This window comes from Flectobacillus sp., assembly GCF_049240685.1.
GTDB lineage: Bacteria > Bacteroidota > Bacteroidia > Cytophagales > Spirosomataceae > Flectobacillus.
In genome coordinates, this window is sequence record NZ_JBMLSD010000165.1 from 1 (window position 1) to 12144 (window position 12144).

The window sequence follows — 12144 nt, forward strand, 5'->3', positions numbered from 1 at the left end:
TTAAACGAAAAATAGGACTTCGTAGCTTAAGGTATCTATATCAGCTATTCAAATAGTCTATTAAAATCAACATCTATTTATCACATAAAAATTGTTCTATGACGCTATCACAATCACATTCTGCGCTGATTCAGCAAAGTAGCTTTTTAGTTACGGGAGGTGCTGGATTTATTGGTTCACATTTGGTGGACTTTTTACTAAAACATCAAGCAAAAAAAGTGGTCATTGTGGATAACTTTTCAACTGGTTCGTTCCACAATATTCAAACAGCCATGAGGTTTGCTAATTGTGAGTTAATAGAGGGAGATTTACAAAATTCTTCTATCTGTGAAAAGTCTTGTGAAGGTATTGATTTTGTTTTTCATCAGGCGGCACTTGGTTCGGTACCACGTTCTATCAATGACCCTATTAGTACGCATCAGGCCAATGTCAATAGTTTTGTAAACTTATTGGTAGCAATGCAAAAAGCGCAAGTAAAGAAAATGGTTTTTGCCTCCTCCTCTTCCGTTTATGGGAGTTTGCTCGATGATATCAAACAAGAAATCACTCTTGGCGAACCACTTTCTCCATACGCCGCAACCAAGCGTATTAATGAAATATATGCTGAGATTTTTGCTCAGACCTACCAACAGGATTTGGTAGGCTTACGGTATTTTAATGTATTTGGGCCACGACAAAATCCTAATGGCCCTTATGCAGCTGTTATTCCTAGATTTATTCAGGCGGTTTTGGAAGATAAAGCGGGGGTTATTTTCGGAGATGGTGAGCAAAGTAGAGACTTTACTTATATTGACAATGTGGTGTATGCTAATCTTTTGGCGCTATTTGCCAACTCTCAGGAGCATCGCTTCTTTAACATTGCCTGTGGGCAGTCTATTTCCCTAAACCAAGTGTGGAATGCCATAAATATTTGCTGCCACTCCGAACTCCCAATTTTATACGAACGTCCTCGACAAGGAGATATTTTACACAGTAAAGCCGATATTAATCGAGCTAATAAATGCTTGAACTATCAACCCATCGTCTATTTCAACGAGGGTATTCGTCGAACAGTTTCTTGGTATCAAGCACAGAAAGTACATGCCTAGCTTTTTCCAAAAAATAAAACACTTTGCCAATAGACAACTAAAAGGGCTTTGGAGTCAATTAGGTTGGTATGTGATACAATTGGGAGTAACCTTTGTGAGCAGCCTTTGGTTAATACGCCATCTGGATAACTCACAATGGGGAAGTATTAGTTTACTGGTATCCTATTATGGTCTATTTAGTGTTTTTTCGGGAATATGGTTGAAAGATTGGATTATCAAAGCCATTGTAGAAGGCCGAAAGGTAGAAACACTTTTGGGCAGCGCAGCATTTATGGCGATGTTATTATCTATTGTAGGATTTGTTGTTTGTGGGTTAAGCTTTATGCTATTTTTTCCGCAATATTCATTTCTCAAAAGTCTTATATGGATACAATCAGGCAATTTACTGACTACGCCGTTTCATGTTGTTTATTTTTATTTTGATGCCGTCAAAAAACCGCATCTAATCAACCAAGTAAATGCCTACTATGCGATTTGTGCAGGAATAGGCAAGATAATCTGTGCTGAAGTAGAGCCATTTCCTTTTTTTACGTATTTGTGGCTTCAGTTGGGCTGTAGTTTGGGCTTGGCAGTGGTCTATTATTGGCTGATAAAAAGCCAAGGACTAGGTTTTAGAAAATGGCAAATTCAATGGCAACTGGTGCAAGAAATGTACCAAGGAGCATGGGCTGTTTTTGTAAGTAAAATTATTGGTTTAATCCAATCAAAAATGGATGTACTGTTGCTAGCAAGTTTATTGAATCTGAGCGACACGGGTAGGTATAGTTCTGCCTTACGTTTGGTTGAGGCTAGTTATTTTGTACCCGTACTGTTGTTTACTCATCAATATCCGCGCTTGGTTGAAGCAAAACAATTGTCAGAGCTTGTATTCTTCAAACATGTACAACAATATTTTCGAATAAGTGTAGGTGCAAGCGGAATAATGGTTGTAATGATGTGGATTGGTGCTCCACTATTTGAAGGGCTTTTAGAGGTACAACAATTGACTTGGCTTACGGTGGGTATCTCTTTCAATCTTGTATTTTATATGCTCGATATGGCTCGTTCTGGCTTTTTATTTACCAATAATTTGACCCATTTGATGATACCAATTCAGGTGGTTTCGTGCGTATTGGGTATCTGTTGTAGTTATCTATTGGTACCTCTTTGGGGAATAGGTGGCGCTATTGTAAGTACCTGGATTACAGGAGTATGGCAATGCTGGTGGAGTAATTATTTTTTTAGAGAAACACGTTTTATACCTTCGTTAGTATGTTCGAAACCTTATTTTATGGACTAAGTTTTGTAGGAACTTGTTATTACATTTTTACGAAGCGCCTATTCGACTTTTTGAGTTTATCCTTCTTTAGCTCGTTGGTTTATTTTATTCCAGGTTTTTCGGGTTTAATTATCAATCCTTATGATACCGACGAAACTACGGCTATTTATCCGCCTTGTTATTGGGTTTATGACTGGGTTTTGGGGATTAACTTATTTACAGTAATACTAAATGATATTTTTTTACAAGAAAAATCTATTATTCTGAAGGGCGAATTTAAACCTAGTTTAGCCCGAGGCGCATTGATTATGGGTCTTGTGGGACTGGCTGGCTCTTTGATACAATTTCCTGACTTGTACTTAAACAGAGCAGAAGTAAGTAAAGGTGAACTTCAAGAAATCCTTAGTAATAAAGCCGACCGTTGGAGCGTCCTTTGGGCCATGGGAGCTAGTTTGCTGGCTATGATTGCTTTTCGTGCTGGTTATAGACTTTATCAAATACTAGCCTTGATTTTGCTAGGTTTAGATTTTTTTTGGGGAGGAAATCGCTCCTCTTCGGCTTTTGTAGTATTGGCCTTATTGGTATTAGCGACTCAGCATAAGCCTCGACGATTAGTGAACTATATTAGCCATTGGAAATACCTTGGCAAAACACTACTGCTCATGGGTATTGGTGCTATATTCTTTATTTCAAAACTCGTATTACCATTATTACAGGCCAATCGCATGGATTTGTTTGAAGAGATTTACCCTTCTTGGCAGGACGTGCTTTTTCATGCTTTTGTCGTGGGAGAACCCGCAGCAATACAGGCCAATCTGTCAGAAACCTTACGTAAAGGAATCGAGGTTGACTGGTATCATCCCGTCGATATTGTAGGGCAACTGATTATCGGAGGCGATTGGTTGGGGATGCAATCCAATAGTCATTATTTAAGTCAGAAAGACTTATTTCCTCAACTTGAATATGGTTTAGCCTATAACATTTGGGGCGATATTTGGGCAAGTGGCGGTTGGGTTGCCTTAATTTTATTTATCTTTTTTTACCATATTGTGTTGGTTCTAGGTAATCTTCTCATAAAGCATTCAAGTGGATATTCTTTGGTAATTATCGCTCTGTTTTTTTCGATATGGGCTTTTTATATACATCGAAATAATCTCTTATTTCAACTATATTTACAAAAACGAGTATTGATTTTTGCGGTAGTTCCTTGGCTATTTTCGCTTATCAATATCCGATGGAATAGTTCTCACGCTAAATCAAGCTAAAATATGTGTGGAATAACTGGACTTGTTGACTTTCGTTACAAAAGCTCTCGTCAAACTCTCCGACAAATGTATTCATCTTTGAGCCACCGTGGCCCCGATGCTTCGGGTGAATACTGGAAATCTATGCCTTTGTATCAGATAGGATTGGGACATACGCGTTTGTCGCTACTAGACGATAGTGCTTTGGCATCGCAACCCTACCGATGGCAGCATTGGGTGCTGGTATTTAATGGAGAAATATACAATTTTAGAGAAATCCGACTAACACTTCAGCAAAAAGGCTACTATTTTGAGAGTGAGTCTGACACAGAAGTATTAGTCAAAGCTTTTGATTATTGGGGCGAAACGGCGGTTCAGCAACTTACTGGTATGTTTGCCTTTGGACTATACAATCAGGAAAGTCAGCAGTTGATTTTGGCAAGAGACAGAGCTGGAGCCAAGCCCCTATATGTGTATCAATCAAAAAATATCATCCTATTTGGCTCCGAACTCAAAGCCTTGATGGCTCATCCTGATTTTCCAAAAAAAATACAAAATCAAAGTGTTGGACTATATTTTCAGTATGGCTACATTCCGAGTTCAAATTGTATTTTTGAACAAACCCAAAAAGTATTAGCAGGGCAGATTTTAGTAATAGACTTACCACAAAACACTACACGAACTCAAACTTATTGGTCGATTTTGGATTCTTTTAGCCAACCCATCGATAAGCAGTTTCAGAATGAATCTTTTTTACTGCATGAACTAGACCAAAGACTTGATACCGCTTGTCAAACGCGCATGATTGCCGACCACCCTATTGGTTTATATCTGAGCGGAGGCTATGACAGCTCATTAGTAGCTTATTATGCTCGTAAGCATCGAAATTTTTACAAGGCTTATTGTTTAGGATTTGAGGAAAACCAATACAATGAGATTCCTTTTGCACAACAGATAGCCCAGCATTTGGCCATTCCTTTTGAAGGGTTTGTTTTAGAAAACAAAGAATCATTGTATCTCACCACACAATTGCCCGACGTATTTGATGAGCCTTTTGGCGACAGTTCGGCGGTAGCGTGCTTGGCGTTGAGCCGGCGAGTACGGTCATCAGTCAAAGCCGTAGTATCGGCTGAGGGCGGCGACGAGCTTTGGGCGGGCTATCATCGCTATACACAAAGCTTAGGGCTTTTTCAGTGGATAAAATATGCTCCGAGCTCAGTGATTAGGTTATTGTTAAAACCCTTTCACCATCATAAATATGTCAAATTGAGGCATATCCTAAAACATTCTCAAAATCCTATGTGGGTACTCGATGCCCTTAGTCAAACTATCAGTAGCAGCGAGGTGTCGTCATTAGTGCCTGATTTTATCGCAAGTTCTGAAAATACTTTTAGAAAGGCTTTTCCAAACGACCCCGTCCATGCTATGTTGTATTGGGATTATTCTCAGTATCTGGTTGATGATTTAATGGTCAAGGCAGACCGTACAGGAATGGCCGTTGGACTCGAGATTCGAGAACCGATGTTGCATCACCCTTGGGTAGAATGGGTGTCGAGTTTGCCGAGTCAATTCAAAATCAAAGGTTCTGAGCAAAAATATTTATTGAAAAAATTAGCACACCAAAAAATCTCAAGAACACTTTTGGACAGACCCAAAAAGGGCTTTGGAGTCCCGTTAAGTAAATGGTTGAGAGGGCCTTTGAAAGAACTTACTTTGGATACCTTGACTAACTCCTCACTACAGCAACACGGCCTACTTAGTACAGCAATGGTCAATCGCTCAATCAAGCGTTTCTATGAAGGTTCGGATATACATACAACTACACTTTGGCATCTTTTACAATTTCAACTTTGGTATAATCGATGGCTATAAAACCCAAAATACTATTCTTAATACCAAGTCTGGCCTGTGGAGGCACCGAAAGAGTCATCAGCACACTCGTTAATCATTGGGATACTTCAAAGTTTGACATAAGGCTAGGTATCAATTCAAAAGAAATACCATTTTATCCTATTATCAACACCTCCGTAGGTATTTCTATTTTTGGTAAAAGTAGAATTAGATATACTTGGATAAAGCTCCTGAAGCTGATTTGGAAAGAGCAACCTGATTATATTTTTAGTGTATTAGATTTTACAAGATTAATAATTTTGTTAAAACCTCTTCTCCCAAGCTCTTGTAAGCTAGTTGCTCGGGAATCTAATTATTTGTTTGAAAGGTTAAATACACCACAAAAAGTATTATCCCAATTTTTTTATGGCAATATCGACTTTCTGGTGGTACAATCGGCTTTGATGGAACAACATATCAGACAACATTTGCCCAAAATAGCCTCCAAAACGCTGGTTATTCCTAATCCCATTCATACTGCTTGGGTAAGAAGACTGGCTCAGATGCCCTTGGAGCATACTGTGCCCGATTGTCCCATTTTCATGACTATCGCAAGGCTAGATATTAATAAAGGGCATCTACGAATTTTGGAAGCATTGACTTTGCTCAATACCCCATTCTGCTATTACATCGTAGGCGAAGGGCCAGAGAAAGAGACCATCAAAAAATATGTACAGCAACATCAGCTTGAATCAAAAGTTGTTTTGACTGGAGAACTAAAAAATCCTTTCCCTCTTCTCAAAAATGCCCATTTATACCTGCAAGGTTCGTATACGGAGGCTTTCCCCAATGTACTATTGGAAGCACTATGCTTGGAAGTAACACCCCTTGCTTTTGCTATTGTGGGAGGAACCTCTGAGATTATTCATTCTGGCGAAAATGGTTTTCTGGCAAACGATATACACGATTTTGCAACATCAATTTCTAAAGTTTTAAAAAATCCATTTTTACCAGAAAAACTCTTGCAAAATCTACCGCCATTCGAATTAGATACAGTTATGGCTATCTATGAAAATCTATTTACTGAAAAACAATAAACAACACCTCTGTACAAGGCATCAGACAATAGGCTGTAGACCCTAAGCTTTGCTTACCAAATGCATATAGCTAAAAGCGTATCTAATTAAAGAAAATGATAAGATAAAGTATTAATAATCTTTAAGTTACATCATAATACATCACTCCTGCTCAAATAGACTTATGCCTATAAAAACCACCTATATAATTACTAGCTTAGGCATTGGCGGTGCCGAAAATATGCTATATAAATTACTGAAATATACCAACAGAAAGAAGTTTTCGCCATCGGTGATTTGTCTGACCTCTGAGGCAGACTTGGCTACCTCTATTCAAGCTTTGGGTATAGAGGTCTTTGTTTTACCCTTTCAGAATCGTTGGTATTATCTTCCTTTTATCACCTTTGCATGTCTTCGTGTGCTTCGTCAACTTCGTCCCGAAATTGTTCATACTTGGCTATACCATGCCAATCTGCTTGGGGGAATTGCAGCCTATTTTTTGCCTAATCGACCTGTTGTAGTGTGGAATCTTCGCAATACCTTGAGTGGGGTGACGTCTTGGTCTCAAAAAGCCTTTTTTATACTTCTAAAAATTACCTCTCATTTTATCCCCGATTATATTGTGAGCTGCTCGCAAAAGGGAGCAGAGGAACATAACAAGGCTGGATTTCATCAAAAAATCAAAGTTATCCCCAATGGTTTTGTAGATAATACCCTAGTTACACTTCAGCATCGGGCTATTATGCGTATTGGCATGATAGCCCGATTTACACCCGAAAAAGACCATTTTACCTTTCTAAAGGCTGTATTTCTTTTCCTACAAAAAAATCCTCATGGTAGGTTTATACTAGTTGGAAAAGGCTGCAATGCCGCAAACACCCAACTTCAGGAATGGATTGAGCAGTTTAACTTAAACCAGTATGTCGAACTACATGAGGCACAAATATCACTAGATGATATACTCAATACCTTCGATATTTTCACACTTAGTTCCTATTCGGAGGGTTTTCCAAATGTACTTGGAGAAGCCATGATGAAAGGTATCCCTTGTGTATCTACCGATGCCGGAGATGCAGCAATACTTATGGCAAAACCTCAACTGATTGTGCCAAGTAAAAGTCCAGAGGCATTAGCAGAGGCTTGGCTTTCAGTACTGTCTATTCCTTTCGAAAAGCGTATAGAACTTGGTTTAGATTTACGAAAAAGAGTTTTGGAGCATTTTCATATTGCCAACATTGCTCAGCAGTACGATGATTGGCATTTGTCTTTACTTTATCCCAACTAAAATATGTGTGGAATCAATGGAATTTTAGCACTACGGCCTATGGTATCTCTGCCTAGTTTGATAAAAAGCATGAATCAGCAATTGTATCAAAGAGGCCCTGACGACGAAGGAATATGGCTCAACGAAGCCCAAACGCAGGGTATGGGAATGCGCAGGTTGGCAATTGTAGATGCCAATTTTGCGCAGCAACCTTGGCGTGAGCAAGATATTTGTTTGTGTTTTAATGGAGAAATATACAATTATCAAGCGCTCAAACAAACCTTGATGAGCTTGGGGTATCAGTTTCGTACCGAATCCGATACGGAGGTCTTAGCTAAGGCGTATCTCTATTGGGGGACATCCTGTTTTGAGCATTTTGATGGAATGTTTGCCATTGCAATTATGGATTTCAAACTCAATAAACTTTTTTTGGCAAGAGACATTAATGGCGAAAAGCCTTTATATTATTATTGCAACCATGAGTTTGTGATTTGGTCGAGCGAGTTGAAGGGTCTTTTGTGCGGCTTTGAAGCACTCAGAGAAAAACGGGCATCCATCAGTCCTGAGGCACTTAATTGGTATTTTCGACTAGGCTTTATTCCTGCACCATTGAGTATTTACCAATCCATTTTTAAGGTTCAGCCTGCACAATATTTGAGTATAGATTTAGCAACACTCAAGGTGAATACGGCCAATTTTTGGAAAATACCCAACTATATCCCACAATTCAACTATCAAGAGGCATTGTCTTCTCTGAATAGATTAATTCAAGAAAGTGTACAGCAACAAACACGTACCAATCATGCCTCGGGGCTTTTACTTAGCGGAGGAATCGACTCTAGTATTCTGGCGTATTGGTTTAGTAAGTTAAATCCCAATGTTTGCTGTTTTTCTTTACAAACACAGGCAAGCAGAAAAGATGAAAGTTTTTTAGCCCAAAAAATAGCTCAGTATGTAGGATTAAAACATGAGATTATCCCTCTCGATTTTACGCAAGTCCAACAACAGCTTAGTGAAACCTTACATTATTTTGACGAGCCTTATTCAGATTCATCGGCCATTGCAAGCAATGCAGTTCTTCAATGGGTAAAAAAAGATATCAAACTCATGTATGGAGGCGATGGCGCCGACGAGGTATTTGGTGGCTATCAGCGTTATTTGATGCCAATTTGGGCTGACAAAATTAGACAATATGCACCTTTTTTAAAAAACATTAATCATCTGCCTTTGTATCTGTTTCCAGATAATTCTGCAGTTAATACAATGCTTAAGTTTTTTGAAAAAATCGGAAAAAACTCTTCAGAAGATGTATGGAATATTAGTCAGATGGGAATGCAAGACGCTACCCTGAATGCACTATTATTGCCCAATTGGCAATGCCAAACCAATACATTATATAGGCTGTTTCTGACCTATCCGCTGGATAATCCACTGGCATTAGCAAGACTTTGGGACAAGCAAATAGCCTTGGAAGGAGATATGCTTGTAAAGACAGACCGTATGAGTATGCGTGCGTCTATCGAATACAGAACACCTTTTTTGTCGAAATATCTTTGGGAATTTTCACAAAAACTCCCCGATACCTTACTCATTCAAAAAGGTAATACCAAGTATTTATTAAAAAGGTATCATTCAACGCTTTTCCCAGAAAGTTTTCGACAAGCTAAAAAGCAGGGCTTCGAAGTACCAATAGCTATTTGGCTAAGCACAAGTCTAAAGAAAGAACTTTTGAGGCTTACGAGTATTGATTTTCTAAGAAAGCAAGACCTATTTGAACCTTTAAAAATGCATAAGCAAGTTCATTGTTTTCTCCAAAAACCCCAAAGGTATAAATTTCAGCTTTGGAGTATTTACTGTTTTCAAAAATGGTATTTATCAAAAGATTACTAATATTCCTCTTCATATCTTTCAAGACTACATCAAATGAATAAAGACAATTTGCACCTACTTTTTGTGGTAAATACAGACTATTTCTTTATCTCACATCGACTTTCGATAGCCTTGGCTTGTATAGAGCAAGGGTATAGAGTAAGTCTTATTACCAAAGACACAGGTAAAAGAGCTTACTTAGAATCGCTGGGCATAGATTTTTATGATTTTCAATTGAATCGTGGCAGTAAATCTCCTTTACAGAATTTGAAAGAATTGTGGATTCTGCGAAAACTATATCATCAAATCAACCCCGACCTTATTCAACATGTTGGTATCAAGCTTATTTTACTTGGTAGCCTTGCTCGTCTGGGGTTAGGCCAAAGCATCGTTCTTCAGGCTGTAGCAGGCTTAGGTTCGGCTTTATCCCCAAATAAAGAGAGTATTTTAAAAAGAATATTTTTCCTTCTAGGCTTCATGTTCAGAAAAAGTTATCAACATTTTCTTTTTCAGAATGAACAAAACGCTCAGTTTTTTCAGAGACTTCTTTACTTAAAAAATGCACAAATCACCCTTATTAAAGGTACAGGCATCGATATCAAATACTTTGTCTATACACCAGAGTCAACTCACAATGGACTAAAGGTTCGTCTTGTGGCAAGAATGTTGAAAGATAAAGGCATATTAGATTTCGTGAAGGCAGCCCATCTTTTGAAGAGTAAGTGGGTAGGAAAAGTCACTTTTGAACTGATTGGTCCTATCGACGAAGCAAATCCTAGCGCAATCACCCAAGACGAACTTGAAGCCATTGTGGATAACTTTTATCTTGTGTGGAAAGGAGCACAATCTCCCATCCTTCCATTTTTACAAACAGCTCACATTATTGTATTACCATCCTATCATGAAGGTTTTCCACGTATACTTTTAGAAGCCTCGGCGGTTGGTAGAGCCATTATTGCCAGTAGTTGCGATGGGTGTAAAGCCTTGATAGAGCATCAAAAAAATGGCCTGATTGTCCCGATTGGGGATTTTAGAGCTTTGGCACAACAAATTGATTATCTGCTAGAAAATCCACAAATTAGGCATCGATTAGGGTATAATGCTAGGCAAATCGTTGTGGATAACTACACAGAACAAAAAGTCAATCACGCATTTCTTGAACTATATCATCGTTTATTATATGGTAAATAAGACAAATTTAACCAACTTTGCAGTGGATTTACCCACAGAGTTATCCACAATTGATTGTGGATAACTCGCATCATTTTTTTTGTACATACTCTATGTTGAAAATTCTTAACATCGTTGGCGCTCGTCCCAACTTTATGAAAGTAGCGCCATTGCATCGTGCTTTTGAAAACCACCCAGCCATCGAATCGAAGATTGTTCATACAGGACAACATTTTGATGCCAAGATGAGTGATGTATTTTTTGAACAGCTTCAAATGCCTAAACCGCATTATTTCCTTGGTGTAGGAGGTGGCTCTCATACAGAAGTTACGGCACGTACAATGTTGGAATTTGAAAAAGTAATTCTTCAAGAAAAACCAGATTTAGTACTAGTCGTAGGCGATGTAAATGCTACATTGGCTTGTACTTTGGTAGCTATCAAATTACACATCCCTGTAGCACATGTAGAAGCGGGCCTCCGTAGCGGTGACCGCAAAATGCCTGAAGAACTTAACCGTATTTTGACAGATAGCGTATCAGACTATTTATTCATCACAGAACAGTCGGGTATCGATAATCTCAAAAAAGAGGGTGTTCCTGACGAAAAAGTTTTCTTTGTAGGGAATGTCATGATTGATTCACTGGTACATTATCTCGAAAAAGCACAACAGACTACCGTTCTTGAAGAATTAGGCTTGACTAAAGATGAATTTGTTGTAATGACTATGCACCGCCCTGCCAATGTAGACACAGCAGAGGGGCTTTCTTCGATTTTGACCATCATAGAGAATACTGTTCCATTCAAAAAAGTGGTATTCCCGATTCACCCACGCACAGCCAATAATCTCAAAAATTTGGGACTTTGGGAAAGACTTCAAGCTATTGAGGGTTTAGTATTGACAGAGCCACAAGGGTACTTAGAGTTTTTGCAATTAATGCAAAATGCCAGCTTGATTATCACTGATTCGGGAGGGATTCAGGAAGAAACTACTTATTTGAAAGTGCCATGTTTGACGTTTAGAGACACTACCGAACGTCCTGTCACGGTAGCGCTTGGTACAAATCAGTTACTGGCTGATTTGAATCCTATTACTGTACACCAAAAATTTGTTGAAATTCTGGAAGGAAAAGCCAAGCAAGGAGCTATTCCTCCGCTTTGGGATGGTCATACGTCTGAAAGAATTGCCGCTATTTTAGTAGAGCAACTAAACAAATAATCCAAGTAAGCCTATCATTCAAAAGGTCTCTAAAATTGAGTGAGTAGGTAAAAGAAAATATTAAATTAACAATCTGATTACTGGACAAAACGAGAAAGCGTTTCTTAGGTGTTGGGCCTTTTTCACTG

The 12144-nt window shown here is 38.6% G+C and carries 9 protein-coding genes; all 9 read left to right on the top strand.

Annotated elements, in window-relative coordinates:
• Nucleotides 1-98: 98 nt before the first annotated feature.
• On the top strand, nucleotides 99-1088 hold the full coding sequence (locus ACOVQ4_RS07625) for an NAD-dependent epimerase/dehydratase family protein (RefSeq protein WP_421820058.1): 990 nt from the start codon (nucleotides 99-101) through the stop codon (nucleotides 1086-1088).
• Complete coding sequence (locus ACOVQ4_RS07630; protein WP_421820059.1) at nucleotides 1081-2367, top strand: hypothetical protein; 1287 nt, start codon at nucleotides 1081-1083, stop codon at nucleotides 2365-2367. Before ACOVQ4_RS07625 ends, ACOVQ4_RS07630 begins: the two co-directional genes overlap by 8 nt.
• Complete coding sequence (locus ACOVQ4_RS07635) at nucleotides 2340-3611, top strand: hypothetical protein (RefSeq protein WP_421820060.1); 1272 nt, start codon at nucleotides 2340-2342, stop codon at nucleotides 3609-3611. The genes ACOVQ4_RS07630 and ACOVQ4_RS07635 overlap by 28 nt, the downstream gene beginning before the upstream one ends.
• A gap of 3 nt (nucleotides 3612-3614) precedes the next feature.
• Complete coding sequence (asnB, locus tag ACOVQ4_RS07640) at nucleotides 3615-5462, top strand: asparagine synthase (glutamine-hydrolyzing) (RefSeq protein WP_421820061.1); 1848 nt, start codon at nucleotides 3615-3617, stop codon at nucleotides 5460-5462.
• Nucleotides 5453-6517, top strand: coding sequence for a glycosyltransferase (locus ACOVQ4_RS07645; protein ID WP_421820062.1), 1065 nt, complete (start codon nucleotides 5453-5455; stop codon nucleotides 6515-6517). Before asnB (ACOVQ4_RS07640) ends, ACOVQ4_RS07645 begins: the two co-directional genes overlap by 10 nt.
• A gap of 163 nt (nucleotides 6518-6680) precedes the next feature.
• Complete coding sequence (locus ACOVQ4_RS07650) at nucleotides 6681-7781, top strand: glycosyltransferase (RefSeq protein ID WP_421820063.1); 1101 nt, start codon at nucleotides 6681-6683, stop codon at nucleotides 7779-7781.
• 3 nt (nucleotides 7782-7784) lie between these two features.
• On the top strand, nucleotides 7785-9650 hold the full coding sequence (gene asnB / locus ACOVQ4_RS07655) for an asparagine synthase (glutamine-hydrolyzing) (protein WP_421820064.1): 1866 nt from the start codon (nucleotides 7785-7787) through the stop codon (nucleotides 9648-9650).
• A gap of 33 nt (nucleotides 9651-9683) precedes the next feature.
• A complete protein-coding gene (locus tag ACOVQ4_RS07660; protein WP_421820065.1) occupies nucleotides 9684-10820 on the top strand; it encodes a glycosyltransferase family 4 protein in 1137 nt (378 codons plus the stop codon).
• 92 nt (nucleotides 10821-10912) lie between these two features.
• Complete coding sequence (gene wecB, locus ACOVQ4_RS07665) at nucleotides 10913-12016, top strand: non-hydrolyzing UDP-N-acetylglucosamine 2-epimerase (RefSeq protein ID WP_421820066.1); 1104 nt, start codon at nucleotides 10913-10915, stop codon at nucleotides 12014-12016.
• The last annotated feature ends 128 nt before the right edge of the window (nucleotides 12017-12144 follow it).

What these genes read in the sequence shown, in the direction of transcription:
- ACOVQ4_RS07625 (WP_421820058.1), top strand. Translation starts at nt 99, where the DNA reads ATGACGCTATCACAATCACATTCTGCGCTGATTCAGCAAAGTAGCTTT.
- ACOVQ4_RS07630 (WP_421820059.1), top strand. Translation starts at nt 1,081, where the DNA reads ATGCCTAGCTTTTTCCAAAAAATAAAACACTTTGCCAATAGACAACTA.
- ACOVQ4_RS07635 (WP_421820060.1), top strand. Translation starts at nt 2,340, where the DNA reads ATGTTCGAAACCTTATTTTATGGACTAAGTTTTGTAGGAACTTGTTAT.
- asnB (WP_421820061.1), top strand. Translation starts at nt 3,615, where the DNA reads ATGTGTGGAATAACTGGACTTGTTGACTTTCGTTACAAAAGCTCTCGT.
- ACOVQ4_RS07645 (WP_421820062.1), top strand. Translation starts at nt 5,453, where the DNA reads ATGGCTATAAAACCCAAAATACTATTCTTAATACCAAGTCTGGCCTGT.
- ACOVQ4_RS07650 (WP_421820063.1), top strand. Translation starts at nt 6,681, where the DNA reads ATGCCTATAAAAACCACCTATATAATTACTAGCTTAGGCATTGGCGGT.
- asnB (WP_421820064.1), top strand. Translation starts at nt 7,785, where the DNA reads ATGTGTGGAATCAATGGAATTTTAGCACTACGGCCTATGGTATCTCTG.
- ACOVQ4_RS07660 (WP_421820065.1), top strand. Translation starts at nt 9,684, where the DNA reads ATGAATAAAGACAATTTGCACCTACTTTTTGTGGTAAATACAGACTAT.
- wecB (WP_421820066.1), top strand. Translation starts at nt 10,913, where the DNA reads ATGTTGAAAATTCTTAACATCGTTGGCGCTCGTCCCAACTTTATGAAA.